At 63.6% G+C, this 25,933-nt stretch carries 24 protein-coding genes and 1 pseudogene; 13 read left to right on the forward strand and 12 right to left on the reverse strand.

What is annotated here, in order from left to right; genetic code table 11:
* The first annotated feature begins 34 nt into the window (after nucleotides 1–34).
* Nucleotides 35–1,150: a succinylglutamate desuccinylase/aspartoacylase family protein gene (locus PRZ01_RS18445; RefSeq protein WP_273598313.1), complete on the forward strand. Its 1,116-nt coding sequence runs from the start codon at nucleotides 35–37 to the stop codon at nucleotides 1,148–1,150.
* A gap of 14 nt (nucleotides 1,151–1,164) precedes the next feature.
* Nucleotides 1,165–1,932 carry an ABC transporter ATP-binding protein gene (locus PRZ01_RS18450; protein WP_273598314.1) on the forward strand — a complete coding sequence of 256 codons (768 nt, stop codon included), beginning with the start codon at nucleotides 1,165–1,167 and terminating at the stop codon, nucleotides 1,930–1,932.
* Between the two features lies 1 nt (nucleotide 1,933).
* Here PRZ01_RS18450 and PRZ01_RS18455 read toward each other — a convergent pair whose 3' ends face one another.
* Together PRZ01_RS18455 and PRZ01_RS18460 are read right to left on the reverse strand one after the other, a co-directional pair.
* Nucleotides 1,934–2,488, reverse strand: a complete 555-nt coding sequence (locus PRZ01_RS18455) for a flavodoxin family protein (protein WP_273598315.1) — start codon at nucleotides 2,486–2,488, stop codon at nucleotides 1,934–1,936.
* A gap of 67 nt (nucleotides 2,489–2,555) precedes the next feature.
* Nucleotides 2,556–3,287 (reverse strand): pirin family protein, encoded by a 732-nt coding sequence (locus tag PRZ01_RS18460; protein ID WP_273598316.1) that lies wholly within the window; start codon nucleotides 3,285–3,287, stop codon nucleotides 2,556–2,558.
* Nucleotides 3,288–3,389: 102 nt separating this feature from the next.
* On the opposite strand from PRZ01_RS18460, the gene PRZ01_RS18465 reads away from it, so the two are divergent.
* The 5 genes and pseudogenes from PRZ01_RS18465 to PRZ01_RS18485 all read left to right on the forward strand — a co-directional run bounded on the left by PRZ01_RS18465 (nucleotide 3,390) and on the right by PRZ01_RS18485 (nucleotide 7,018).
* Nucleotides 3,390–4,373, forward strand: a complete 984-nt coding sequence (locus PRZ01_RS18465; protein WP_273598317.1) for a LysR family transcriptional regulator — start codon at nucleotides 3,390–3,392, stop codon at nucleotides 4,371–4,373.
* Nucleotides 4,374–4,433: 60 nt separating this feature from the next.
* Nucleotides 4,434–5,396 (forward strand): tRNA glutamyl-Q(34) synthetase GluQRS, encoded by a 963-nt coding sequence (gluQRS, locus tag PRZ01_RS18470; protein WP_273598318.1) that lies wholly within the window; start codon nucleotides 4,434–4,436, stop codon nucleotides 5,394–5,396.
* A pseudogene (locus PRZ01_RS18475) lies at nucleotides 5,393–5,749 on the forward strand (FKBP-type peptidyl-prolyl cis-trans isomerase); the annotation flags it as partial. The gene gluQRS and the pseudogene PRZ01_RS18475, both read left to right, overlap by 4 nt.
* A gap of 30 nt (nucleotides 5,750–5,779) precedes the next feature.
* A complete protein-coding gene (locus PRZ01_RS18480) occupies nucleotides 5,780–6,127 on the forward strand; it encodes an FKBP-type peptidyl-prolyl cis-trans isomerase (protein ID WP_409993876.1) in 348 nt (115 codons plus the stop codon).
* Nucleotides 6,128–6,259: 132 nt separating this feature from the next.
* Complete coding sequence (locus PRZ01_RS18485) at nucleotides 6,260–7,018, forward strand: MgtC/SapB family protein (RefSeq protein WP_273598319.1); 759 nt, start codon at nucleotides 6,260–6,262, stop codon at nucleotides 7,016–7,018.
* 200 nt (nucleotides 7,019–7,218) lie between these two features.
* On the opposite strand, the gene PRZ01_RS18490 is transcribed toward PRZ01_RS18485, so the two are convergent.
* The 4 genes from PRZ01_RS18490 to PRZ01_RS18505 are packed head-to-tail and all read right to left on the reverse strand — an operon-like array spanning nucleotide 7,219 to nucleotide 12,352.
* The gene (locus tag PRZ01_RS18490) at nucleotides 7,219–7,431 is read right to left on the reverse strand and encodes a 4-oxalocrotonate tautomerase family protein (protein WP_273598320.1); all 213 of its coding nucleotides are present in this window, start codon (nucleotides 7,429–7,431) and stop codon (nucleotides 7,219–7,221) included.
* A gap of 41 nt (nucleotides 7,432–7,472) precedes the next feature.
* Nucleotides 7,473–10,292 (reverse strand): ATP-binding protein, encoded by a 2,820-nt coding sequence (locus tag PRZ01_RS18495; protein ID WP_273598321.1) that lies wholly within the window; start codon nucleotides 10,290–10,292, stop codon nucleotides 7,473–7,475.
* A 3-nt stretch (nucleotides 10,293–10,295) separates the two neighbouring features.
* Entirely contained in the window at nucleotides 10,296–11,033 is a 738-nt protein-coding gene (locus PRZ01_RS18500; protein ID WP_273598322.1) for a hypothetical protein, read from the reverse strand.
* A complete protein-coding gene (locus PRZ01_RS18505; protein ID WP_273598323.1) occupies nucleotides 11,030–12,352 on the reverse strand; it encodes a hypothetical protein in 1,323 nt (440 codons plus the stop codon). Before PRZ01_RS18505 ends, PRZ01_RS18500 begins: the two co-directional genes overlap by 4 nt.
* Nucleotides 12,353–12,500: 148 nt before the next feature.
* On the opposite strand from PRZ01_RS18505, the gene PRZ01_RS18510 reads away from it, so the two are divergent.
* Together PRZ01_RS18510 and PRZ01_RS18515 are read left to right on the forward strand one after the other, a co-directional pair.
* Nucleotides 12,501–12,959 (forward strand): MarR family winged helix-turn-helix transcriptional regulator, encoded by a 459-nt coding sequence (locus tag PRZ01_RS18510; protein ID WP_273598324.1) that lies wholly within the window; start codon nucleotides 12,501–12,503, stop codon nucleotides 12,957–12,959.
* The gene (locus PRZ01_RS18515; RefSeq protein WP_273598325.1) at nucleotides 12,956–13,873 is read left to right on the forward strand and encodes an alpha/beta hydrolase family protein; all 918 of its coding nucleotides are present in this window, start codon (nucleotides 12,956–12,958) and stop codon (nucleotides 13,871–13,873) included. Before PRZ01_RS18510 ends, PRZ01_RS18515 begins: the two co-directional genes overlap by 4 nt.
* Before the next feature lie 5 nt (nucleotides 13,874–13,878).
* Here the strand turns inward: PRZ01_RS18515 and PRZ01_RS18520 are convergent, their stop codons facing one another.
* The 4 genes from PRZ01_RS18520 to PRZ01_RS18535 all read right to left on the reverse strand — a co-directional run bounded on the left by PRZ01_RS18520 (nucleotide 13,879) and on the right by PRZ01_RS18535 (nucleotide 19,994).
* Nucleotides 13,879–14,514, reverse strand: coding sequence for a DUF1294 domain-containing protein (locus PRZ01_RS18520; RefSeq protein WP_273598326.1), 636 nt, complete (start codon nucleotides 14,512–14,514; stop codon nucleotides 13,879–13,881).
* A 72-nt stretch (nucleotides 14,515–14,586) separates the two neighbouring features.
* On the reverse strand, nucleotides 14,587–15,129 hold the full coding sequence (locus PRZ01_RS18525) for a c-type cytochrome (protein WP_273598327.1): 543 nt from the start codon (nucleotides 15,127–15,129) through the stop codon (nucleotides 14,587–14,589).
* 415 nt (nucleotides 15,130–15,544) lie between these two features.
* On the reverse strand, nucleotides 15,545–17,221 hold the full coding sequence (locus PRZ01_RS18530; RefSeq protein WP_273598328.1) for a DEAD/DEAH box helicase: 1,677 nt from the start codon (nucleotides 17,219–17,221) through the stop codon (nucleotides 15,545–15,547).
* Between the two features lie 559 nt (nucleotides 17,222–17,780).
* On the reverse strand, nucleotides 17,781–19,994 hold the full coding sequence (locus PRZ01_RS18535; protein ID WP_273598329.1) for a helicase-related protein: 2,214 nt from the start codon (nucleotides 19,992–19,994) through the stop codon (nucleotides 17,781–17,783).
* A 319-nt stretch (nucleotides 19,995–20,313) separates the two neighbouring features.
* On the opposite strand from PRZ01_RS18535, the gene PRZ01_RS18540 reads away from it, so the two are divergent.
* Nucleotides 20,314–20,679, forward strand: a complete 366-nt coding sequence (locus PRZ01_RS18540; RefSeq protein ID WP_273598330.1) for a hypothetical protein — start codon at nucleotides 20,314–20,316, stop codon at nucleotides 20,677–20,679.
* A 13-nt stretch (nucleotides 20,680–20,692) separates the two neighbouring features.
* On the opposite strand, the gene PRZ01_RS18545 is transcribed toward PRZ01_RS18540, so the two are convergent.
* Both PRZ01_RS18545 and orn read right to left on the reverse strand, forming a co-directional pair.
* A complete protein-coding gene (locus tag PRZ01_RS18545; protein WP_273598331.1) occupies nucleotides 20,693–22,564 on the reverse strand; it encodes a chorismate-binding protein in 1,872 nt (623 codons plus the stop codon).
* A 63-nt stretch (nucleotides 22,565–22,627) separates the two neighbouring features.
* The gene (gene orn, locus PRZ01_RS18550; RefSeq protein ID WP_273598332.1) at nucleotides 22,628–23,224 is read right to left on the reverse strand and encodes an oligoribonuclease; all 597 of its coding nucleotides are present in this window, start codon (nucleotides 23,222–23,224) and stop codon (nucleotides 22,628–22,630) included.
* Between the two features lie 93 nt (nucleotides 23,225–23,317).
* Between orn and PRZ01_RS18555 the strand changes: the two genes are divergently transcribed.
* Genes PRZ01_RS18555 through rsgA form a run of 3 tightly spaced genes read left to right on the forward strand, consistent with a single transcriptional unit; the run spans nucleotide 23,318 to nucleotide 25,859 of the window.
* Entirely contained in the window at nucleotides 23,318–24,607 is a 1,290-nt protein-coding gene (locus PRZ01_RS18555) for a M48 family metallopeptidase (RefSeq protein WP_273598333.1), read from the forward strand.
* 2 nt (nucleotides 24,608–24,609) lie between these two features.
* Nucleotides 24,610–24,954 carry a 4a-hydroxytetrahydrobiopterin dehydratase gene (locus tag PRZ01_RS18560; protein ID WP_273598334.1) on the forward strand — a complete coding sequence of 115 codons (345 nt, stop codon included), beginning with the start codon at nucleotides 24,610–24,612 and terminating at the stop codon, nucleotides 24,952–24,954.
* Nucleotides 24,951–25,859, forward strand: a complete 909-nt coding sequence (gene rsgA, locus PRZ01_RS18565) for a ribosome small subunit-dependent GTPase A (protein WP_273598335.1) — start codon at nucleotides 24,951–24,953, stop codon at nucleotides 25,857–25,859. Before PRZ01_RS18560 ends, rsgA begins: the two co-directional genes overlap by 4 nt.
* Nucleotides 25,860–25,933: the final 74 nt, after the last annotated feature.

Genomic DNA, 25,933 nt, shown 5'->3' on the forward strand with positions numbered 1-25,933 from the left:
CCGCTCATTGCCTTTTGTCTGTCGCCCCCTCGCCATGTCGATTCAAAAACACCTCCTGATCTCCCCCGCTCCGGGCACGCAACGCGAACTCATCTCGCTGCACTACGGCCAGGGCGGCGGTGAGAAGGCCTACATCCAGGCCTCGCTGCATGCGGACGAGTTGCCCGGCATGCTGGTGGCCCATCACCTGCGCACCAAGCTCGACGCCTTGCAGGCAGCGGGTCGCATCTGCGGCGAAATTGTGCTGGTGCCCATGGCCAACCCGATCGGCCTGTCGCAATTTGTGCTGCACATGCAGCAGGGTCGGTTTGAAACCACCACTGGCGAAAACTTCAACCGCCACTACCCAGAGCAGGTGGACGCCGTTGCGCGGGCGGCCGAATCACAACTGGGCGCCGATGCCACCCGTAACGTCGAAGTCCTGCGGCGTGAGTTGAGGCAGGCCGTCGCCGCCTCGCCCGCCACCACCGAACTTCAATCGCTGCGCCGCACGTTGATGTCGCTCAGCTGCGATGCCGACTACGTGCTGGACCTGCACTGCGATGCGCAGGCCCTCATGCACCTCTATACCGAAAAGCCCTGCTGGCCGGTTTGCGAGGACCTGGCACGATTCATCGGCGCCCGTGTGACGCTGCTGGCGCAAGAGTCGGGCGATAACCCCTTCGACGAAGCCTGCTCGCAGCTCTGGTGGAAGTTGCAGGCGCGCTTTGGCAACAAGTTCCCCATCCCCCAGGCCTGCATGTCTGTCACGGTCGAGTTGCGGGGCGCGGCCGACGTGGAGCACACCCTTGCCGAGCAAGACGCGCAGAACATCATCGACTTCCTGCACTACCGAGGCCTGATCACCGGTGCCAAACCCACCCTGCCAGCAGCCCAGGGTGACGCCCGCCCCCTGGCCGGCAGCATGCCGATCAAGGCGCCCTGCCCGGGCGTGCTGACCTTTGTTCGCCAGGTCGGCGACACGGTCAAGGCCGGCGACGTGTTGGCCCACATCATCGACCCCATCAGCGCACAAGTCACCGAATTGAAGAGCCCCGTGGACGGGCTGTTTTTCGCACGCGATTTCGTGCGCTTTGCCAACACCGGCATGAGCGTGGCCAAGGTGGCCGGCCGCGAAGCCCTGCGCACCGGCAAATTGCTGGGCGCCTGAGAAAGATTCCAACAATGACGGCCAGCTTGCAAGTCCAAGGTCTGCACAAGCGCTACGGCGAGCGCGAGGTGCTCAAAGGCGTCTCCCTGTCGGCCCGCAAAGGCGATGTGATCACCCTGATCGGCTCCAGCGGATCGGGTAAAAGCACTTTTCTGCGCTGCCTCAACCTGCTGGAACAACCCCATGAGGGCACGCTCTCGCTCAACGGCGAGACCCTGAAGCTCAGCCGCGACCGCGATGGCAGCCTGAAGGCTGTTGATGCCAAGCAGCTGCAGCATTGGCGCTCACGCCTAGCCATGGTGTTCCAGAACTTCAACCTCTGGGGCCACCGCACGGTGATTGAAAACGTCATCGAGGCCCCCATCCACGTGCTGGGCGTGCCCCGTGCCGAAGCCATCGCCAAGGCAGAAGCCCTGCTGGCCCGCGTGGGTGTGGCGCATCGCAAAGACGTGTACCCGGCGCAGCTCTCCGGCGGCGAGCAGCAACGCGTGGCCATTGCCCGGGCGTTGGCTGTGGAACCTGAAGTGATGCTGTTTGACGAACCCACCTCCGCCCTCGACCCCGAGCTGGTGGGCGAAGTGCTCAAGGTCATGCGCGACCTGGCCGCGGAAGGACGCACCATGATCGTGGTGACCCACGAGATGGGGTTCGCACGGGAAGTTTCCAACTACACCTTGTTCCTGCACCAAGGCAAAGTGGAAGAAGAAGGCCCGCCCCGTGAGGTGCTTATCAAGCCACAAAGCCCACGCCTGCAGCAATTTCTCAGTGGCGGGCTGAAATAGATCAGCGGACCCAGCGCGCCACAGTGGCGGCCACGCGCTCGCCAAAACCATGTGCCGTGGCCAGATCGCCCGCCACCATTTCATCCACCGACGCGTCGGACGGTGTCGTCGTCAGCAAACCGGCGGAGGCACCCATGTTGTTCAGGTCGCCACGTGTAGCCGCCTTGCTGTTGGATGGCAACATGCCCAGACCCACCCACACCATGCCATGCTGTTGCGACAGGGTGAACAGGTAGTTCAGCGTCGAGGCCTTGTCGCCATTCAAAGAGGCCGAGTTGGTGAAGCCGGCGGCGATTTTGTCCTTCCAGACACGGCCAAACCATGGCTTGCTGGAAGCATCGGCAAACTTCTTGAATTGCCAGGACGGGCCACCCATGTATGTAGGCGTGCCAAACACGATGGCATCGGCGCCGGCCAAGGTGGCCCAGTCGGCTTCACTCAAATTGCCCTCGGCGTCGATGGGCAGCAAGGTGCCGCCGCTGCCCGCAGCAACCGCCTCGGCCACTTTTTTGGTATGGCCGTAGCCGCTGTGATAAACGATAACGATCTGGCTCATGGGTCAATTCCTTTTCAGGTCAAAAAATTTAAATACGACTTGCACCAAGCGACGGGCTCGAACTGTTTCAACCCGCCAGGTCAAACACCAACACTTCTGCATCCACGCCTTGCGACAGATCCACCGCCGCATCCTGCGTGATCTGCGCCGCATCGCCACCGGACAGCACCTTGCCGTTGACGCTCAGCTGGCCGCGAATCACATGCACATACGCCTGCCGGCCGGGGGCCAGCGTCAGCGAGGTTTGCTCGGCACCGTCCAGCAGGCCAGCGTACAAACGCGTATCGCTGTGAATCCGCACCGACTCCGCCGCCCCGTCAGGTGAGGCCACCAGGCGCAAGGCACCGCGCTTTTCCGCATCACTGAAATGCCGCTGCTCATAGCTGGGCGACACACCCAGCTCGTCGGGCTGAATCCAGATTTGCAAGAAATGCGTTTCCTGGCCCTGGGCATGGTTGAACTCGCTATGCATCACGCCCTTGCCGGCACTCATGCGCTGCACATCACCAGGGCGGATCACGCCATCAGCCTTGCCTGAGCTGGCACCCGTTTGGCCATTCCCCATGCTGTCTTTGTGCGCGAGTTCACCCTTCAGCACATAGCTGATGATCTCCATGTCGCGGTGGCCGTGCGTGCCGAAGCCGGTGCCCGGCGCGATGCGGTCTTCGTTGATGACACGCAGCGAACCGAAACCCATGCGGGCCGGGTTGTAGTAATCGGCGAAGGAAAAACTGTGAAACGACTTCAGCCAGCCGTGGTCGGCATGGCCCCGCGAACACGATTTGATCAGCTCCAACATGATATTCAGTCCCCTTCTTGTCGCAATGGAGCCACTGTAAGGAACGCCGAGCGTGGGCAGGCTGCGCGGCATTGAAGTCAGCATTCAAATAAGATGAAGGGCATGATCACGCCCCCAAAAAACCGTTCGCTAACGCCTGAAGCCCTGGCCATGATGGACACCATCGCCCGCAGCGGCAGCTTCGCAGCGGCCGCGCGTGAGATGGGCAAAGTGCCCTCAGCGCTCACTTACAGCGTCAGGCAGTTGGAAGACGCGCTGGACGTGCTGCTGTTCGACCGCAGTTCGCGCCAAGCACACCTGACCGCGGCGGGGCAAGAATTGCTGATCGAAGGTCGGCGCCTGCTGATGGAGATGGACTCGGTCGCCAACCGGGTGCGGCGCATCGCCACCGGCTGGGAGAGCGAATTGACCATTGCGGTAGACGACGCCATGGCACGCCGCGCCTTGTTTGACCTCGTCGAGGCCTTCTATCAAATCCCCTGCGAGGGAGAAACCCGAAATGGCCCGCCAACGCGGCTCAAGCTGCGCACCGAGGTGCTGTCCGGCACGTGGGAGGCCTTGATTTCCGGACAGGCCGACCTCGCCATCGGCACCTCGGCCCAAGCGCCCACGGGCAGCGTGCATAGCGAGTTGATGGGCAATTTGGAGATGGTGTTCTGTGTGGCGCCCCACCACCCGCTGGCCCAGGCGTCACAACCGCTGGACACGGCGGCCATCGCGCAACACCGCATCATCACCGTGGCCGATACCGCCCGCAGCCTCACACCCATCACCGTGGGCGTGGTGCCGGGACAAGACGTACTCACCATGCCCTCCATGGCTGCAAAGCTCGAAGCACTGCTGCGCGGCTTGGGCTGCGGCAACCTGCCCGCCAGCATGGTGCGGCGGCATTTAGAGGCGGGCCGCTTGGTGCAGTTGACCACCCTGCGTGGGGTGCATTCTTTCCCTAGTCATTACGCCTGGAGAAACAGCGGCAGCAACGGCGCCCAGCCGCCCGGCAGGGCACTCAGCTGGTGGCTGCAACAACTGGCCAGCCCAACCACCCGGCGCGCGCTGCTGGAGCAGCACGAGGGTTTGATTCTCTGATGTTTGGTTTTCTGATGTGCTGAGCCTTGAACCTTCGTTTGAATTTCGCCTGATTCCCGCATGAACTCGCGCTATATCGGCCGCTTCGCCCCTTCGCCCACGGGTCCGCTGCATGCGGGCTCGCTGGTGGCCGCGCTGGCCAGTTGGCTGGACGCCCGAGCGCATGGCGGGCGCTGGCTGGTGCGTATCGAAGACGTTGACCGCCCCCGCTGCCCGCCGAGCACCGACGCCCTGGTGCTTGAACAACTGGCCCGCTGCGGCCTGCTGAGCGACGAGCCACCGCTGTGGCAGTCGCAACGCGACGCCCATTACGCCGAAGCCTTGACGCGCCTGCAACAAGCGGGCTGGGCCTACCCCTGCGCCTGCTCACGTGCGGAGATTGCGCAGGCGCAGCCTCGGGGCCATGATCGGCACGCTCACCGTGCCCGTCACACCGAATTGGTCTACCCCGGTACCTGCCGCCACGGCTTACAAGGCCGCCCCGCACGCGCCTGGCGCCTGCTCAGCACCGCTGACTTGGCTGCGCAACAAGCCCTGCCACCCCTGGAATGGCAGGACCGCCGCTTGGGCCTGCAACATCAGGACCTGGGCCGGGCGGTGGGCGACTTTGTACTCAAACGTGCCGATGGCCTGTGGGCCTACCAACTGGCCGTGGTGGTGGACGACGCCCTGCAAGGCATTACCGACATCGTGCGGGGTGAAGACTTGGCCGACAACACCCCACGCCAATTGCGCCTGCAGGCCTTGCTGGGTGTGCAGATACCGCGTTATCTGCACACCCCCTTGGTCTTGGGTGAAAACGGCGAAAAACTATCCAAACAAAACGGCGCGGCGGCCTTGAATCTGACCCATCCAGCCGCCACCTTGATCGAGGCCGGCCAGCACCTCGGCCTGAATCTCCAGGGCAACACCGTGGCCGATGTGCTGGCCCACGGCGTCCAAACCTGGCGAGGAACTATGATGCCCGCCTCGCAGTCGCCAGAACCTCTGCCCGGCTCCGCAACACAAAAGGATTTGACATGAACACCAGCCCCAGCGGCCTGCAATTCGAAGACACGGTGCAAGGCACCGGCGCCGAGGCCAAATCGGGCCACGACGTCAGCGTGCACTACACCGGCTGGCTCTATACCAAAGACGGCGAAAATTGGGTGAAGGGCGCCAAGTTCGACTCCAGCAAAGACCGCAAGCAACCCTTCCAGTTCGAGCTGGACGCTGGCATGGTCATCCGCGGGTGGGACGAAGGCGTGCAAGGCATGAAGATCGGCGGCAGCCGTACGCTGGTCATCCCGCCTGAACTGGGCTATGGCGCACGCGGCGCCGGTGGCGTGATCCCGCCCAACGCCACACTGATTTTTGAAGTCGAGTTGCTGGGACTGAGCGGCGGTAACGAAGCCATTGAACTGAACCTGACTACGCTGGACAGCGGCTTGCAATTCGAGGACACCAAGCTGGGCGACGGCGCCGAGGCCAAAGCCGGCCAGCGCGTCACCGTGCACTACACCGGCTGGCTGTACAAGAACGGCACGCGCGGCAAGAAGTTCGACTCCAGCAAGGACCGGGGCGATCCGTTCCGCTTCCACTTGGATGGCGGTGAAGTCATTCAGGGCTGGGACCTGGGCGTGCAGGGCATGAAGGTTGGCGGCACCCGCATGTTGGTGATCCCCGCCGAGCTGGGGTATGGCGCACGCGGCGCGGGCGGCGTGATTCCGCCGAACGCCACACTGCTGTTTGAAGTGGACCTGCTGGCCGTCTGAGACCAAGCCCTAACGCAACGCCACTCCGGAGTTGACCGACAGCAAGAAACGAGGCCCTGAACAGGGCCTTTTTTTCGTCTGCATCCCGCTGAATTCAAAGTTAGCATGAAGGCGAACTACCGGGTTCTCGCCATGAATCTGCTCGACGTTGACCACCTGCTGCGTTATTGGTCGCAAGTACAGTTTCAGATCAATGTGCTGATGCTGCTGCACCTGCTGGGCGCCGGCTGCCTGGGTTTGATTCTGGGCTACGAGCGGGCCTTCCATGGGCGCGCTGCGGGCATGCGGACCTATGCGCTGGTGTGCATGGCGTCGACCGGGGTGATTGTGGTGCTGGCCTTTCCGGAGCATTGGTTCGGCGGCCACCAAGCCGGCGGTTTGGCGCCCCTGGCGGTAGACCCCACCCGCGTGGTGCAAGGCATCCTCACCGGCATCGGTTTTCTGTGCGCAGGCGTCATCATGCGCGAGGGCATGAACATCAGCGGCCTGACCACGGCGGCCTCCATTTGGGCAGCCTCCTCCATCGGCGTGATGGTGGGCATGGGCTTTTACCTCGCCGCCATTGCCCTCACCCTGCTGTGTGCCGGCTTGATGATGTGGGGCGCCAAGCTAGAGGCTCGGCTGCCCTCGCATCCGGCAATTTCGGTCTTTTTGCGCGGGGAGCCGGGGCGGCATTTCACCCAGACCGAGCTGACCCAATTTTCCCATCAGCTGGGCTATATGTTTGCCCCCGGCTCCATGAGCGTGGCGGGCATTGGCGACCGTGAAGAATGGCAGTTCGTCTGCACCTCGTTTCAAAACTACGGCAGCCAAACGCTGACCCGCTACGCGAGCCGGCTCAGAGAAATATCGGGCGTGACCGAATACCGGGTCACCCACGCCCGCAACTGAGCCGGGCTAGGCGGCTCCCCCCTTGCGGTGTGAACACGCGCAAGGGGGCCGTCGGGGTCGATTGCCGTGAAGGTAAAGCCGAAGTCCATGGCCGTGGGCTGCTGCAGCATGGGCAGGCCCACCGCCAACCAGGCTGCATGGGTGGCATTCACCGCAGCCACATCGGGCAGCGCAAAAGCCAGGCCAGGCTGGCCGGTGAACTAGCGCCCCGCCTTGGCGGCAAGGCGCAGCGCTGTCACCGGCTGGCCGCCAATGCCCCAGTTGTCGGTATCCACCTCGTCGATGATGACGAAGGTAGTGGCCGGGTTCTTGTTCAGCACCCGCGCCAGCAGTTCGGTGACACCGGCGATCAACTCGGCCTTTTGCTCGGCGGTGGCGCCCTCACGGGTGATCTGGATGTTGACGAAGGGCATGGCGGGGCTCCAAAAGCGGGTCACAAAAGGGGTAAGCAGCGTCAATCGTAGACGGATTTCTCGGCCCGCCGCGCCAACACCGCGATGGGTGGGGCCCAGCGCGACCCACGGGCCTTCTTGCTGGTCACCAGGGTGATTTCAGACGGCTCGAACACCTCCACGTTGTGCGTGATCGGCGTGGTGAGCAGGTACTGCGCGCGGGTCGAGCGCAGGAAGTGACCCACCAATTGGATATTGCGCACATCGAGGTGGGCAAAGGGTTCGTCGATAAAGACAAAGCCGCCAGCACTATCGTCGTCCTTCATCAGCCCCACCAGCAGGATCAGGCTCTTGAGCACCTGTTGCCCGCCTGAAGCCTCGCCGTCGTTCAACCCCACCTCACCCTTGCCGTCGAAGTTGAAGCGCACCTGCAAGCCCGCCTGGGCCAGGATCATGTCGTCGTTGTCCAGGTGCGGCAGTTCGGCCACGGCGATCACGCCCGCCAGTTCACCCAACTCCTGCACGTTCTTCTTGTAGCGGCGCACCGTCGCGCGCAAAACGTCGATGTAGCGCTCACGGGCGTTGAAAGCGGCAATGCGGGCCATCTCGTTGCTGGCGCGGCGGTCGTCCAGTTGCGTACTCTGCTCCAGCACCGCCACGCTCATGCGGGCGTGGCGGTCTTGCACCTGCGGGTCGGTTTCCCACACGCCGTTGTCCAGCTCCGCCTGCACATGGCGCCCGGCAATCTCGGCCTGCTTGGCGTTCTCGAACTCGTCGCGCAGCGCTTGTAGCGTGGCCGCCTGCACCCAGGCCACCGGAAACGCCGCACGCGCCGCGTTGGAGGCCTTGGCCGCCAGGCGCAATTCAGCCCGGCGCACGCCATGCTCACGTTGCACGCGGCTGACGTTGTCGTCGCTGGCCTTCAGGCTGGCCTGCGCGGCCTCGTAGTCGCGCTCGCTGCGGGTGTGTTGGGTCAGGGCACGGTCATGCTCGCCGTCCAATGCCGTCATGCGGTTGGCGGCCTCGATGCGCGCTTGCTTGAGCGCAGGCAGGCGCTCGCGGCAAGCCGCGAATTCATCAGCCCGCTCACCCAATTCTTGCGCGGCCTTGTGACCTTGTGCGGCCCGTTGCGCGTCCTTGAACTGACGCTCCACCTCGGCTTGCTCTTTGGCCAGACGGGTCAGTTCACCGTCGTAGCGGGCCAACTCGGCCTCCAGCGCCTTGCGGCGAGACTCCAACGCCGACACACCGAACTGGAAGTCACGCGGCTCCACCCACAAGCTGCGGCCGCCCCGGCCGTCGCGGTAATAGGCGTCTGGCGTGATCCATTCACCGCAAAAGGCAGCCCCCGCCTCGGTGTCTTTGACCCGGCGGACGCCGCCCAGCTGACGCAATAGCCAAGCGGGCAGCTTGGCATTGATCTTCAAGGCAGCCAGCAGCGAGTCAGGCGGCACGGTGGCCGGTGCGTGCTCGCCCTCCGCCACCACGTAATGCCGATAGCGCTCGCGTGAGGCCAGGGCAAAGGCATGGGCTTCATCGCGAGAATGTTCCAGTACCACCACCCAACGCGAGGGGCGCAGCATGCCTTCGGCCGCCGCACGCCAGGCCTCGTCGGCGATATCGATGCAATCGGCCAGCACATGGTGATGGATGCCGGCGTCGTCCAGCGCGCGGCGAAAGCGCGTAACCTCCACCGGCGGGGGCGGCAGGCGCTGGCCGGCCAGACTCTCCAGCGCTGTCTGCGCCTTGCGGCTCTGGTCATTGGCGCGGGTGAAGCTCTCGCGCAGGCCATGTTGGCGGCGGCTCAAATCCTCCACGCGCTGCGCCAACTCTTGCGCATCGGCTTCCACCGCGGCCAGGGTGCGCAGTTCTTCCTCACGCTTGGCGAGCAATTCCATCGGGCGCTCGGCCTCGCGTGCAGCGTCAAAGGCCGCACGGTTTTGCTTGCGCTCGGTTTCCAGCTCGCCCAAGCGGCGCTTGGCCTGCTCGGAGGCCTCAAACAACTTCAGCAGCTCGGCACGGCGTTGCGCCAAGCTGCGCTCGTCAGACCGGGCGAACAGGCGCTGGCGGTGCAGGTCGCGCAGGCCCTGGGCGATGCGTTGGCGGGCCTCACTCCACTGCAGCACGGGCAGCACTTCGGTCGCCAGACGTTCACGGTCACGCAGACGCAACTGGTACTGCTGGTAGCTGGTGACACGGTTGGCCAGGTCAGACAACTGAGCCTGGGTGTGCGACAACTCGTGCGCGGCTTGCTCCACCTCTTTGAGCAAATGCTGCTGATGGCTGCGGGCCTGGTCGTAGCGGTCCAGCACCTCCTGATCGCCAAACACCTCGAACACCAAGCGCAGCAGCTCCTTGGGCGACAGCTCGCACAGGCGATCGGTCTGCCCCTGCTCAAGCGCCAGCACGCGGCCAATGGCGCGGGTCAGCCCGGCGGCTTCGAGGCGGCGGCGCCAGGCCTCGATGCCCATCCAGTCTTTCTCTCCGCGCTCGGCGAGTTGCTCGATTTCAGCCACACCGTCGATCACCAAATAGCGGCGCTGCCAGTCGCCGCCATGCCGCTCAATACGGCAGACCAGGGTCACCTGATCCGAGTAGAGCAGCGAGCTGGCAAAGGGCCGGCTGCTGTTTTGCCGGCCACGCGGGCGGTTGTCGACCAGGGCGCGCAACCAGGCGGTTTCGGCGTTAGCGTGGCGGGCGTAGGTCTTGTAGGTGCGCCCGCCCGAGCACTCCAGGCCCAGCAAGGTGCGCATGGCGTCGAGCAAGGTAGTTTTGCCCGATCCGTTGGGGCCGGCGATGGTGATGATGGCACCGTCCAGCGGCATGGTGACGCGCTGGATGTAGTCCCAATGCAGCAGTTCAAGGGATTGCAGGTGGAACATGGATCAGGACTCGCTCTCGGGTTCTTGCGGTGCCACGGCAGGCACGTCTTCAGGCACTTCTTCCGGCGCCCGCAGCTTGGCAATGGCCGGCGCCGCCACGGGATCGGTGCTGCGCGCCAGCACATCGCCCAAGGCCCCGTCGAGAATGCGCGGCGCCAGGGTGTCGTAGTCCAGCAGCAAGTCCAGCAGCGGGCCTTCGGCGATGTCTTCACCACGCCGTGTGATGAAGCCGTTACGCTCAAGCAGCTTCAGGTTGGAGTCCAGGCGCATCTTCTTGCCCAGCTGGTTACCAAAGTCGGCCAGCAAGCTACGGTAGGAAACGGTGGGGCTGACACTACTCGCTGTGGGCAGTGGTTTGTCAGTGGCGAACATCTCGCCCTGCCCTTCTTCCTTCGCTTCCGCCCGGGCCACCTGGCGCTGGCGTTTGGGCAGCACGATCAGCGACCACAGCACCACCAGCAAGGCCACGCCGTCCCGTGGAAGATCAAGGTTATTGTTCGCGGCCAGGCCGGTTTCACCAAACACGGCCACTTCAGCGGGCCGCAGCATCGCCAGGCTGATGTGGTCGGCGTAAAGGTTGTCGATCACGCGCAGGCCCACGGCCGAGAGGCGCTCGCCCAGCGCCGTCCACACATCGGTATCGATCAAGGCGCGGCGCACCAAAGGGTGGCTGCGCGGCAGCCAGCGGCGCGCCAGCAATTGCGCCGCCAGTGCGGCGGCGTCGTCCAAAGCTGCGCTCATTCTTTTTTGTCCTCTTCTTGCTGTTCAGGGGCGGCGACGCTGCGCAACACCCCCTGGCTCATCCAGGCCACGTACTCGTCATCCACCTCCCCCTGGCTGGCGGACCAATGCACCCGCCAGGGTTGGCGTGCCATATCGCCTGTTGCGCCGCTGAGGTGCTGCGCCTGCGGGTCGCCCAGCAAGGGCAGCAGCTGCGCCCGGTAAGAAGCGCGGGCATAACTGCCTCCCAGCACGGCGGGGGCCAGGTTTTGCTCAAGCTCACCCGACTCGCTCCAGCGCGCCAACAACGCCTGCATAACGCTCATTTCGGGCGGCAAGCTCATCACGGCCAACTCACCTGCGGGCGCGGCCTGCGCACCGGGCAGGGCCTCGGCCTCTTTGGGGGCGGGGCGGTCACGCTCAAACTCGGCCTCGCAGCTGTCCAGCAGTTCATGCTGGGCCACAAAAATCGGTTGCACCGGGCGCGATAAAGCCCCCAAGCTGAGGTTTTCAAGAAAATGCACGCCCTGCAACCAACGCCGCACATCGGTGGTGGTGATGCCGGTGGAGCCGAGCGTGACGCGCTGCCGGTCGGCCTGCTGCAACGCCCGGTTGAACTGGCTGGCCATGGCCAAAAGCCGCGCCTGCGCCAGGCCCAACTCACGCGCCAACCGCTCCAGCTTGGCGTTGCCCTGCTCCTGCGCCTGCACCATGATGGCGGAAAGCGCCTCGCTGGCCTTCTCCACCAGTGAAAGCGCCCGCCCGAAGCGCTGGCGCGCGCGCCGCAAATGGAATTCCGACCCGCTGGCGATGGCGTCGGCAAACTCGTCGTACAAGCGCGAGAGCTGGGCCTGCAAATGCTGCAGCTGGGCCGGATCCAGGGTGCCAAGCTGGTGCGCGCCGGCCACATTGGCCAGCAAGGCGCTCAGGTCGGCGTCTTGCGCCTGGTTGCTCACCAGGGGCGTCAGCAGGCCCAGCAGCTGTTGGGCCAGCGGCGTCACACCGTATTGCTGGTTGGAGGCGTCCCATAGCAGCAACTCGGCCTCGCGCAGGCGCTTGAGCACCAGCTCCAGCGGCTCGTCACGCAGCATGTGGAAATGCTGGTTCAGGGCCTCGCGGCTGATGCGCGAGGCCGGCATCGCCATCACTTCCATGAACACCCAGACGCGCAGTTTCACCAGCGTGGCTGGGCCATGGAAGAGCGCGCGCAGCGCCGCCGTCAGGGCCTCTTGCCGTTCCAGTTGCCAGAGCAGCTGCGCCTCGCTGGGGGCCGCCGCATCGCGAAAAAAATCTTCAAAGCGAGCTTCGTCTTCGCTCGCTGGGTTGGTGGTCTCCCGCATGGCGGCGATTATCCCCGACCTGAGAGAGCGAACCGGGACTTGACGGCCGGCAAATGCCGTCTTCCGGATCGCGGCGCTGGGCGGCTGTTGCGCGTTTCGAATTCACCCTATACTTCGCATGCGAAATAAATTTCAAATGCACCTCACCATGGCATCTCCTCCCCGCCTCATTTTTTTGCTCAACAGCGCGCAACGCCGCCTGCAGCAATGGATGGCCTCGTTGCAAGGCGACTTGAGCGGCCAGGGCAGCGCGCCCACGCCTGCGCACAGCGGCGTGCTGTTCATGCTCGACAAGAACGACGGCGCGACGATGGGCGAACTGGCACTGGGCCTGGACTTGGGGCCCTCCGCCATGTCCGGCCTCATTCAGCGCATGGAGGCGCTGGGCTGGGTGCGGCGCCAGCCCTGCCCGCTCGACGCCCGCACGCAACGCGTCTGGCTCCAGGGCGACGGGCGGCAACAACTGCCCGCTTTGTATGAAGCGCTGAAGCGCATCAATCAAAGTTTGAAATCAGGCTTTACCGATGAAGAACTGCAAACCGTGGCCCGCTGGCTGCGGCATGTGCAGCACATCCAAAACGCACCGCACGGAGATTCGACCCCATGAACACCCCATCCACGGCTCAGGTGCCAAGCCAAGCCACTGCAGCGAACACCCAGCCCGAGCGGGTGGAAATCACCTGTGCCGATGGCGTGCGCCTGCAAGGCCATTTTCTGCAGGCGGTGGGCCACACAGCCGGGCTGCCGGTGCTGATCTCACCGGCCACGGGCGTCAAGCAACACTTCTACCTGCGCTTTGCCACCTGGCTGGCAGCACAGGGGCATGATGTGCTGGTGTTCGACTATCGTGGCATCGGGCTCTCCCGCCAAGGGCGCCTGAAAGACTGCCGCGCCACACTGACCGAATGGGGCCAGCAAGACCAGGTGGCGGCGCTGGATTGGCTGCTGCAGCGCTCAGGCCGGCCGCAAGTGGTGTTGGTGGGGCACAGTGCGGGTGGGCAAATGATGGGCCTGCTGCCCAACCATCACCGGGTATCCCGCCTGGTGGGCGTTGCCGCCTCAACCGGTTGGATGCGCAAGATGCGCCCTGCCTTCCGCTTCAAAGCCGTGCTGGGCCTGCGCTGCATCGTGCCCCTGGGCACGCTGGTCAAGGGCTACGCGCCCACAGCCATGGTGGGCTTGGGTGAAAACCTGCCCGCCGCAGTGGGCCGCCAATGGGGCCAGTGGTGCGCGGCCGGTGGCTATGCCACCAACGCGGTCAGACACCTGCCGGAGCAGGATTTTCATGCGGCGGTCCGCACGCCCGTCACGGTGTTGTACGCCGCCGACGACGACATCGCCAACACCGCCACCGTGGCCGATCTCTTGCGAACCTGGCCCGCTGCGCCCAAGCAAACCCTGCGCGTCACCCCCACCGAACACGGGCTCAAAGCACTGGGCCACCTGGACTGGTTTCGCCAATCACACCAAGCGATGTGGCCACTGATCGCCCGCGCCATTCGGGGCGATGCGTTGGTTTAAACCCGTCACCTTCTAATGGCCGCCACAAGGGCTGCGCGCACCGCCGGCGCAGCCGCCAACACAAACATCAGCCAATTACCGAACACAGTGCACCAGAACATGCGCCGAAACGACGCCTTGCTGGATTTGTGCCGCAGCATCTGTTGCGCCAGCAAGGCACCCGGCCAGCCGCCCGCCAGCGCCAGGCCATGCAAAGTGCCCTCCGACACCCGCCACTCGCCGCGCCGGGCCGCACGCTTATCACCGGCATAAACCACAAAGGTCGCCAGGCTCAACGCCATGTAGAGGCCCCAAACAGCTGGCGGTAAACCCCAGGCCAGATGGCAGGCCAGGTAGAAGGCCGCAAAGACCGGCACCAGCAACAAAGCGCGTGCGCGCCGCGCCCCCGCCACATCAGCAGCCGACGCCGCTACCGCCGCGGTGGCTGCCTTGACCGGTATCAGACGAACTTTAACGGCCCGGCGTTTGCCTTGCGAATCAAGCGCCACCTCAAAACTCAGGCGTGAACCCAGCACGGGTCGCTCCGCCCGTAGGGCAAAATCTTTGATATGCGCAAACACGCGCGCGCCGCCCGCTTTGGGGACGATAAAGCCGTAGCCTTTGGCATCGTCCCACTGGCTCAATTGGCCTTCTTGTCGCATCGTCAACGGTCGGTTCGAGAAAACACAGGTCGCGTATTCTCGCTGAAGCCTGAAAAAAACCGGGCCCAGCCCTCACTTGGCCGGCGGTTTGGGCATCGCGTTGTAAACGTCAGCAGGCAGCACGGCGAAGACAAACGAGGTCGGCGCTTCGTTAGGGCCAAAGGGCCCCGGGACCTTGTTGCGCACCGGTGGCAAGCTCTTCAAATACTGGGCGATGGCTTGAGCGTCGGCCGGTGTGAGCCGTGAGAAGGCCATATACGGCATGACGGGAGCAAGTTGGCGTCCGTCGGGACGCTTGCCCGTGGTGATGGCCGTAACGATCTGCTCGCGCGTCCATTTGCCCAAGCCCGTTTCGTCGTCGGGCGTGAGGTTTCGAGCCAAAAACACGCCAGCACCCGGAATTGAAAAGCCGACATCTGAGCCGCCCAAATAACGCGTTAAATCAGGATGCCCCAAGAAATGACCCGGCGTGTGGCAATCGGTGCAGCCGCCCAGCGCCACGAGGTATTCACCGCGTCTGATGGAAGCTTTGTCCGAGGCCATGGCGCCGGCCACAAGCAAACTGCAAAAGGTGCTCAGTACGAGCCTGCTGATGGTTCCTTGCGTGAGGTGCATGTTCTTCTCCGAAATTGAAGGTGAATGACATGAATCAGGCCTGAGCAGCCCTCGCGCGCCCGCAATATCGGCACGGCGTAAACCCCGGCAACCCGCCTGCAGGAGCCCCGCTGACCGGCGAACAAGGCCGCGTCGAGGCTTACACCGCGCATTTACCAAGTTATTTGAGCGAATACAGCGATGGAGCATGATGCCCCATTCTTTCGACTGCGCATAGCGTTCGTCCGGGGTCAGCGCATCTTGCCGGTCGCCCGACCTAGTCCCAACATCCGGCCACATCCAGGCTCCGGAATTTGCAAGAACCGACTGGACGAAAAAAAGCCACTGAAGCGAATTTCAGCGGCTTTTCAAAGGGGAATTAACTCACCAGGGACGGTGCGCTTGAAATGGCTTCAAGCGCTACTGCCTCTCTCAATCAGCGGCCGAAACCGCTGCGGCGAGGTGCGCCGCCAGGAGGGCCGGCGCGCTTGGGGCCGCGGGAGTCAAAACCACCCGGACGGCGATCGCCGCCAAAGCTGGGTTTGCCACCGAACGAAGGCTTGTCGCCAAACGCAGGCTTGTCACCAAATGCGGGGCGGTCGCCACGGGGAGCAAACGCAGGCTTGTCGCCACGCGGTGCGAAACCACGGTTGTCGCCGCGGTCGAAGGCGGGACGGTCGTTGCCACGGTCAAACGCAGGGCGCTCTTGACGGTCGAAGGCAGGACGTGCGTCTTGACGGAAATCGCCACGCGGAGCGAAGTCAGGACGGCCGCCGCCTTCACGCACGAAGGGCTTGCCGGCATCGCGGTGGAACGACGGCTTGCCGCCACCGAACTTGTTGCCGCCGCCGCCAAACTTGTTGCCCCAGCCCGGACGCGGGCCGCGGTCTTCAAAACCACCGGCGCCAGCGGGCCGAGGCGGGAAAATGCGCGGTTCTTGCGTCTTGGGCTCGAGGCCTTCAACGTGCGCCGACGGAATGGTCTGCGTGGTGAATTGCTGGATGCGGCGGATCATGGACACGTCTTCACGCGTGGCAAGCGTCACGGCCAAGCCCGAGCGACCAGCACGGCCGGTACGGCCAATGCGGTGAACATAGTCTTCAGCCTTCATGGGCAGGCCGTAGTTGATCACGTGGCTGATCGTGGGCACGTCAATGCCGCGAGCGGCCACATCGGTCGCCACCAACACACGCACCTCGCGACGGCGCAGGGCCATCAGCACGCGGTTGCGGCGGCCTTGTGGCATACCGCCGTGCAAGGGAGCGACCGAGTGGCCGATTTCTTGCAGGCGCTCAGCCAGCCAATCCGCATCGCGCTGGGTGCTGGTGAACACCACGGCTTGATCCAGATCCTTGTCGGCCAACAGGTGCTCCAACAATTGGTCTTTGTGATTGTTGTTGTCAGCCCAGTGCAGACGCTGGGTGATGTTTTCGTGGGTGTCGGTGTGCGAAGCCACGTCAACACGCAAGGGATCACGCATCAACTCATGCGCCAGACGGCCCACGTGGCCGGCAAACGTGGCGCTGTACATCAGTGTTTGGCGTTCTGCGGGGATGCGGCTGGCGATCAACTTGATGTCGTCGATGAAGCCCATGTCCAGCATGCGGTCGGCTTCGTCGAGCACCAGGGTCTCAACGTTGTCGAGCACACACTTGCCAGATTGCAGGTGGTCCATCAAACGACCGGGGGTGGCGATCAGGATGTCCAGGGGGCCGCTCAATTGGCGAATCTGCAAGGCGTAAGGCATGCCGCCCAACACGGTGGCGATCTTCAGGCCTTGCACATGGCGGCCGTAGGTTTGCGCGGCCTTGGACACTTGCATGGCCAGTTCACGGGTGGGGCACAGCACCAGCACGCGAGGGCCATGGATCTTGCCCTTTTCGCGGCGGGTGTTGGCACCGGTGCCGTCGCCACGGCTGGCCAAGATACGGTTCAGCGAAGGCAGGATGAAGGCGGCGGTCTTGCCGCTGCCGGTACGGGCCGACACCATCAAGTCTTTGCCTTCGATGCCCGGCGGGATGGCTTGGGTTTGTACTTCAGTGGCGGTCTCGTAACCGCTATCCTTGACGGCACGCAAAATGGATTCGTGCAGGCCTAGATTTTCAAAGCTCATATTTTCTTTCAACAAGGCTGTGCCCCGCCTGCCTTGCTTTTGATCGCAAAAAGGCAAACGCATGCACATGCTTGAACGCGCTATTTGTGAAAGCGCATCAAGCCAATAAAGTCGCTGGGAGAAAGCTCGCGTCGTGCGCCAGGTCTTCATGCATCGGCAGCGCAAAAGCGGGCCGATGCGCTGCCTGGGGCGGCGCCGGGGGAACAGTCAAAGCGACGGCATCGCCGCCGACCGAACCCGAAGGGCGTTCAACGCATCACCCGGTAAAGGGTGCTCAGCAGGACACCCGACAAGGGTGTGTTGCTGTCACTGCGCACAAGACTTCAAGGGAGAAGCGCCTGGGCAGCGGCCTGAACAAAGGTCAGAGGAGACGTACGAACTGCTGCGGCCAAAAAAACTTCTTCACCGCAAGCAAGACTTAGACTATAGCACACTAGGGTTTACGAGAGAAGTCTTTTTGGTCCAGCAAGACGCAAGAAGTGCTGAGCGTGATTTACGTCACGCTCAGCACCTTACATACCTCGGACACCTTGGCCCTGGTGAAGGCGTGGCGGAAGCTTCAGGCGTCTTGCGGCACCAGCAATGCCAGGGCCTGCATGAAGGCCTGCAAGGCCTCACCCTGCAAGAGGCGCAAGCTGATGTCGCCGTCCAGACTGCTGGCCGGCAACTCGGGCAGTTGGTCCATGGCCAACAACATCTGCTGCTCAAGGCTGGCTTGCGCGAAAAGCTGAATCAAAGGCATGCCCCGTGTTTCAGCCTGACTGACCCGCGCCAGGCGCTGGGCCAGCAGGGCTTCGCTCCACGGCAACTCCAGATTGACTAGGCCCACGCCCTGCGCCACGGTGCCGTCGTCCAGGCTCGCGTCGGTTCGCGCCAGCAGATCCAGGCCCGCAGCCGCGCCATCGCTGCACAGCAACACCTGCACAGACTCATCATCACGCCAACGGCGCGCCAGGTTCTGGCGCTGCACCAGGCTTTGATGGGACTGCAGATGCAGCACGCGCAAGCCTTCAGCCTCCAGGCAGCGGGCCAGCAGGGCCAGGGCGTCGTCCCACTGGCAGAACACCACCAACCGTGAAGCGGCAAGTCCCAACAACTCCTGCGCCAGCGCGACCACGGCCGTCAATTTGGGCGCTGCGGCAAGGCCTTCAACGCCAGCGGGCACGGTGATGGCTTCAGCTGGCGATAGCAGTTCGGCGCTGATGGCGACTCGGCGCAAAGCCTGCAGGTGCCGGGTGATCTGCAACAGCTCCGCATCCGACACATAGGCGCTACGCTGCCAACGTTGTACGGTCTGACGCAAGGCCTGCCACAAGGGCGCTTGCATGGCCATCTGCACGGAGTTCAGGGCAACCGGGCGCAGCTGCAGCAAGGCGGGCGGCAGGGTCGGCGCCAGCTCGCTGCGGCTGCGGGCAAACATGACGCGCTCCAGGGTTTGGTCCAAGCTGTCGAGGCCGATCAAACGCTGAACATGCCCCTGGGCATCGCGCTGAACATGATGGCTCAGAAAGCGCGCATAGGGGCCCGTGCGCTGAAGGTCAAGCAAGTCCACCAGCGGCAGCAGTTGCAGGGGTGCTTCCGTCATGAGCGTGCCGTTCAGCAGCACCAAAAATTCATGTTTGAGCTGCTTGAGCAAGGTCAGCTGCGCGGCGTCGAGACTGGCCGCCGCGTCAACAATGATCAAGTCCGGTGCCAGGCTTTGCAGTGCGGTGAAATCAGGCGCCAGATTCGCCACATCGCAGATGGTGAGCTCAGCGCCGCTCTTCAGCGAAGTCAGCTGCGCCGACCGGGCGAGCGCATCGCCGGCCACCACCCGGGCTTGACGCGGGCTCAAGGTCTGCGCCTCAGCCAGCCAGCGGGCTTGCGCCGGGGCGGCGCACAGCACCAGCACCCGCTCGGCGCCAAAATGGCGCATCAGCAACTCTGCAGCCGCCAAAGCGCAAGCGTGCTGTCCCAAACCCAGGTCATCCGCCAGCAGACTACGGCCGGCGCAAACGGCAAACAAGGCCGCTTCGATCTGATAGATCGGCAAAGGCAATTTCAGCAAGTCATGAAGAGCCGGGCTCTCCAAACCTTGCGGATAGGCCTGCTCGAGCCGCTGCACCCGCTGCGCGGCATCGCGGCGATGGGCCAGCAAGGGCCACACGCCTTCCTCCACACGCAACTCGTGGCCGAACTCTGCCGCGGTCTGCAGCAAGGTGTTCAATACGCCCGGCACTTCAGCACGCAGGCGGCCGTTCTCGTCCACCAAGGCTTGCACGCTTTCAAGCAGCGCATCGGGGCAATGCCGGCCGGCCCGCCAGCGCAGTTGTCGGCGTGCCCCATAGCGCACCAACACCTCGCTGTAATCGGTCTCCCGGCCTTGCAGCAGCACTTGGGCCGACTCAGGTTGCGCCAGCAAGGTTTCCAACACGAACTCAATATGCTCGCAACTGCCCCGGTCGCTGAAGGCGAATGCCGCGCAATTGCAGCGGCAGTCCAACGCCTGTGCGCCATGCACCATCACACGCCAGGCGGCTTGCCCGGTGAGGGCCGCCAAGGCCGTTACGCGATAGGCGCCAAAGTGCGAGGCAGCATCTTCCGCCTGCAAATGAAAGCTCGCCGGCACGGGCACCGCGACAGGCTCCGGCGCCACCTTGACAGAAGGCTGGGCTGGCTTGAGCGATTTCGGCGCCACGGGCTTCGCGGCCTTGGGCGCGTCCGGCTTTTTGACTGCAGCGGCCTTGGGCGCTTGAGCCACCTTCGCCGTTTTGGTCGGCGCAGGTTTTGTCACTGCTGCTGGAGGTGTCTCCGCCTTGATCGCAGCTTTGGGCGCGATCTTGCGGGTGGACTTGGCGGCAGGTGTTTCAGCAACAGTCGCTGCTTTTTTTGCGGGTTTGGGTGCGGCTTCAGGAGCAACTTTTGCCGCTACCTTAGACGCCACCTTAGCCACCACCTTTGGCGCCGTCTTTGCAGCAGTCTTGGATGGGGTTTTCCTGGTCTTGGGGGCTGCCGTTGATTCCGGCTCGGCTACCGGCACGGGCTTGGCAACAGCCGGTTCCGCTGCGCCAAGCTTCTTGCTCGCAGCCTTCTTGGCTGTGGACTTGACGGCTTTGGCGGGCGGCAAAGCCGCCGTCTTTGTCTTTTTCGCCGGCTTCGCAGCAGCGGAGGCCATGGCGGGCACGTCCACCGTCGCCTTCGCTGCCGACTTCACGGTCGCTTTCACCATGGACTTCGCGGCGGATTTCACCGGCGTGGCGGTCTTTGCCGCTTTCTTCGCTGCAGGTTTCACCGCTTTGACTGGCATTGCGGCCACGCGCGTGCTGGGCGCTTTTTTTCTGGCAGCTGTCACCTGCGGTTCAGCTGCAATTGCGCTGACACCGGCGGCGTCGCGGGTGCGTGGAGATTTCGCGGCAGCGGTCTTGCCGCTCCCAGTTTTTTTAGAGGCTGTGGCCATGAAATTATGCAATTCGGTGTGAACGATGCGTCGGCTCAAACGCGCCCGAACGCATCATCCGGGCGGGTCGCCAAGCGGGCTTGACACCAACCACGCAGGCTATTGAAAAAGGCAAGTTCCTGGGCATTCGCCAAATCTGCGATTCGCAGATTGGCTTCAATGAGACGTCCCTGATGCAGGAGTTCTTCCCGGTAGACGCCAGGCAGCAAGCCGGCTTGCAGCCGTGGCGTGAGCCAACGGCCATTCAACTGAACGGCGACATTGCCGAAGGTGCATTCGGTCAATTCGCCATCTTCGTTCCAAAGCAGCACGTCGAAGGCCTCAGCCGGCTTCGCACTGGTAAAAAAATCATAGGCTTCGCGCCGGGTCGTCTTGTGTTGCAGAAATTCAGCGCCCGGCCCCCGTGTCTGGATGGCCGACGGCGCGAGCGCGAGTATCACGCATTGCGGCGTGGCCGGCAGCGCGGTGGCCGTCACGGCCAGGCCCTCCCGCTCGCCCAGGGTGATTCGCACGCGCCAATCGCCCGCCGGCGTTTCGCTGGCCAGCGCCTGCAAACGGGCGCGCAAGTCAGCCAAGGGCAAACGCAGGCCGAAGTGCTGGCACGTGCGCTGCAAGCGCATGAGGTGGCCGTTCAGCCGTTGATAGACGCCGTGATCCAACCGCAGGGTTTCCAGGGCGGCAATGGGCGCCTGGGCGCGCGACAAAAAACGCGCCTTGGCGGCCCATTCAGCCACTTCCGCCTCCGGGTTTGAATCCAGGGTGATGGCACTGCCAACGCCCGCCACCAAACCGGCGGGCGCCGAGACACCCGCTGCAGGGGCTTGTTCAACGGTGCGAATCGGCACATTGAAGGTGGCCACGCCGCCGGGCTGCAAGAGCCCAAGCGCGCCGCAGTACCAACCCCGCTCAGCGGGCTCCAACTCGTGGATGATTTGCATGGCCCGAATTTTGGGCGCCCCCGTCACCGATCCACAAGGAAACAAGGCCGCAAACAACTCAGCCAGGGTCAAACGCGGGCGGCTGACCGCCGTCACCGTCGACGTCATCTGCCAGACTGTGGGCAGAGCATGCAATTCGAACAAACGCGGCACCCGAACGGTGCCCAACTGTGCGACGCGACTCATGTCATTGCGCAGCAGGTCGACGATCATCAGATTCTCGGCGCGCTCTTTCAGGCTGGTGTGCAAATGGGCTTGCGCCGCCTCGTCCTCCACCACGTCCCGACCCCGTGTCGCCGTGCCCTTCATGGGTTGCGCGGCCAGCAACCACGCGTTGGCGGCACCAGGCACGGGCCGCCAGTCAAAAAACAACTCTGGCGAAACGCTGGCCACACCCGCCTCGCGCAAGAAGAGCGAAAAGCCGCCCGACTGCGCACGGTGCAAGGCCAAAAAATAATCCGCCAGATCGACGGACGGCGACAAGTCAGAGCGCAGCCGCGTGGTCAGGTTGACTTGATAGCAATCACCCGCCCGAATCCACTCACGGATGCGCTCGATGCGGGCGCACGATTGCGGCGCCTGCCCGTCGTCACACCAATCGGCACAGAGCCGCTGAACCTGGGCGTCAGCAATGCCGGGCTCGAAGCCGTCCGGCCAAGGCTCGGGCGCTGAGTCAAACACCGCAAATTCCGCCAAGGGCAGGGTAACGGAATGGGTCAGCAAAGCTTTGTCGAAAGCGCCTGCCGCCTCGTAACGCAAGCCCCCCAGCACCCAGGCGCCATCGCGGCTGGCCTGGTGCGCCTGCGTCAGCACCGCTGCCACATCAGAAGTGTGATGTGCACGCAGCCAACGCGCGGGCGGCGTGTAGAAGGCACCGCTCACGCGCTCGCCGTCCTCCCGCGCCAAAGGATGGCGCGGAAAATCAAAAGCCGCTGTCAAACGGCCTGCGGATCGCATGGCATCAGCCACGAATCGTCCTTAAAAGGTCAGCGCGGTGAATAGGTTCTAACGCTCAACTTCAGCGCTTTGCCATCAAAGGCTGAGGAAATGCGTTCGGTAGTAATCCAATTCATCAATGGACTCTTGGATATCGGCCAAGGCGGTGTGCGCCTGCGCCTTCTTGAAGCCTGCCAGGATGTCGGGCTTCCAGCGTTTGGCCAATTCTTTCAAGGTCGAGACGTCCAGATTGCGGTAATGGAAGAAAGACTCCAGCTTGGGCATGTAATTGGCCAGGAAACGCCGATCCTGGCAGATGCTGTTGCCACACATGGGCGACTTGCCTGCGGGCACGTACTGCTGCAAAAAGGCGATAGTCTGCGCTACCGCTTCATCTTCATCAATGGTGGAGGCCTTGACCCTGTCGATCAAGCCGCTCCTGCCGTGCGTACCCTTGTTCCAGGCGTCCATCTTGTCCAGCGTTGCATCTGTTTGATGAATCGCGAACACCGGGCCTTCAACCCGCACCGTCAGTTGCGGATCGGTCACTACCACGGCGATCTCGATGATGCGGTCGCTGTCGGGGTACAGGCCGGTCATTTCCAGATCGATCCAGATCAGGTTCTGGTCACTGAGGGCCAGCACCGGCGTGGCGCTGTCAGGGCTGGAATCGGAGACGGGCGAGTTACTCATAGGGGCTTGATGTGGATCTTTGAATGAACTTCGAAGGGACTTTGATTGGGGCGTATTGTCGCAGCCCCGCACTGCAGCCCTACACTTCGGCCCATGTTTGCAAGCATTCCTTCCATCTTGAACCCCCAAATCCTGGCCCAGGCCTTTGCTGCGGCGCTGGTGTTGACCCTGTTGGCCAAGTTTTGGCTCAGCAGCCGCCAGATTCGCCACGTGGCACAGCACCGCAACCAGGTACCGCCCGCATTTGCGAGTACCGTCTCGCTCGCCGCACACCAGAAGGCGGCCGACTACACCATCGCCCGCAGCCGATTCGGCCTGCTCAATCTGGCCTTCAGCACGGCCTTGTTACTGGGGTGGACGCTGCTCGGCGGGTTGGACGTGCTCAATGGCTGGGTCGCGCAAACCGTTGCGCCCCGGTGGGGCGGCATGGCGTATCAGCTGACGCTGATTCTTGTTTTTGCGTTGATTGGCGGCGTGCTGGATCTGCCCTGGGATATCTACAACACCTTCTCGCTGGAGCAACGCTTTGGCTTCAATCGCATCACGCCAAAGATGTTCGTGATGGATGCGCTGAAAGGCCTATTCGTTGGTGCCTTGATCGGCCTGCCCATCGCCGCCCTGATCCTGTGGCTGATGGCCGCGGCGGGCAGCCTGTGGTGGCTATGGGCCTGGGGCGCGTGGATGGGCTTTAACCTGCTGATTCTGGTGCTCTACCCCACGGTCATCGCCCCGCTGTTCAATAAATTCGAGCCGCTGCCGGACGAAGGCCTGAAGGCCAGTGTCGAGGGCTTGATGACGCGCTGCGGCTTCAAGGCCAAGGGCCTGTTTGTGATGGACGGCAGCCGCCGCTCGGCGCATGGCAATGCCTACTTCACGGGCTTCGGGCCTGCCAAGCGGGTGGTCTTCTTCGACACCTTGCTGGAGCGTCTCAACGGCCCAGAGGTGGAAGCCGTACTGGCGCACGAGTTGGGCCACTTCAAGCACAAGCACGTGACCAAGCGCATGGTGCTGATGTTTGCCTTGAGCCTGGCCGGTTTTGCCTTGCTGGGCTGGTTGTCAAGCCAACCCGCGTTCTACGTGGCCTTCAGCGTGCTGCCCAATGCCACAGCCCCCAACGACGCGCTGGCCCTGCTGCTGTTCATGCTGGTGGTGCCGGTGTTTGGTTACTTCTTCACGCCCGTGGGCAGCTACTTTTCGCGGCGCGATGAATTTCAGGCCGATGCCTATGCCTGCGCCCAGGCCAATGGCGCTGATCTGGCCGCCGCCTTGCTCAAATTGCACGAAGACAATGCCGGCACATTGACGCCAGACCCTTTGTACGCCCGCTTCTACTACTCACACCCGCCCGCCAGCGAACGCCTGGCTGCGCTGCAGACCCACTGACCATGAGCATCAACCTTCTTGTCGCCCAGTGCGACCCTCGCCCCGCCGCCCTCCCCGAGGCCGACCTGCAGCCCTGGCTCGCCAAAGTGCCCGGCTGGCAGCTTGTCAAATCCGACGACATGCCGCCCGCCCTTGAAGCGCATTTCGGCTTTGACAACTTCTACCAGACCATGGCCTTCGTGAACGCGGTGGCCGATATTGCGCACGGCCAAGACCATCACCCCGACATGATCGTCAGTTATGGCGCCTGTACGCTGCGCTTGTGGACGCATGCGGTCAACGCGTTGAGCGTGAATGACTTCATCTGCGCGGCGCAGATCTCGGCCCTCCCCGAGTCTGGCGCATGAGCCGTTTCGGCGACCTCGACCTCGGCTTGGTCGTGCGCGGCCATGGCCGTCACTACATCGTTGAAGACAGCGAAGGCCAGCGCCGGGTGTGCCATCCGCGGGGCAAAAAGAGCGACTGCGTAGTGGGCGATGAAGTGCGCTGGGCCCCCAGCGGGTCGGACGAAGGCGTGATCGAAGCCGTTGAGCCGCGCCGTAACCTGCTGTTTCGCCAGGACGAATGGAAGACCAAGAGCTTCGCCGCCAACGTTGACCAATTGCTGATCCTGGTGGCGGTGGAGCCGGTTTTCAGCGAGAGCCAGTTGTGCCGCGCCTTGATCGCCGCGGAAGCCGCCGGCATCCACACCACCATCGCCCTCAACAAGACCGACCTGCCCGGCACGGCGGCGGCACGGGAGCGGCTCGCACCCTACCGCGCCATGGGGTTGAACATGATGGAAATTGCGCTGAAGGCGCAGCCTCAGCAATCGATTGAAACGCTAACGCCGTGGCTCACCGGGCAGCGTAGCTTTGTGATGGGGCCCAGCGGCACCGGCAAAAGCACGTTGATCAATCTGTTGATTCCGGACGCCAAGGCGCAGGTGGGCGACATCTCGCAAGCCCTCAACTCAGGCCGCCACACCACCACCACCACGCAGTGGTACTGGGTGGATGCCGAGCGCAAGTCGGCGCTCATCGACTCACCCGGGTTTCAAGAATTTGGCGTGCGCCAGGTCGAGCCGGCGCAACTGCCCTTGCTGATGCCTGATTTGCGTGCCCATGCCGACCACTGCCGCTTCTACAACTGCACCCATCAGCACGAGCCCGGCTGTGGCGTGCGAGACGCCGTTGAGGCCGGCCTGATCAGCGCCAGCCGCTACCGCATCTATGGCGAAATCCTGACCGAATTGACCAGCAAGCGCTGGTAGCGGCCAGGAGTCTTTCCACGCCAAAAGCCGACCGCCGGCCCCACGACCCTGTGATGCGGATCAGAAAGGCACGG

Source organism: Roseateles koreensis (genome assembly GCF_028595305.1).
Taxonomy (GTDB): domain Bacteria; phylum Pseudomonadota; class Gammaproteobacteria; order Burkholderiales; family Burkholderiaceae_C; genus Paucibacter_A; species Paucibacter_A koreensis.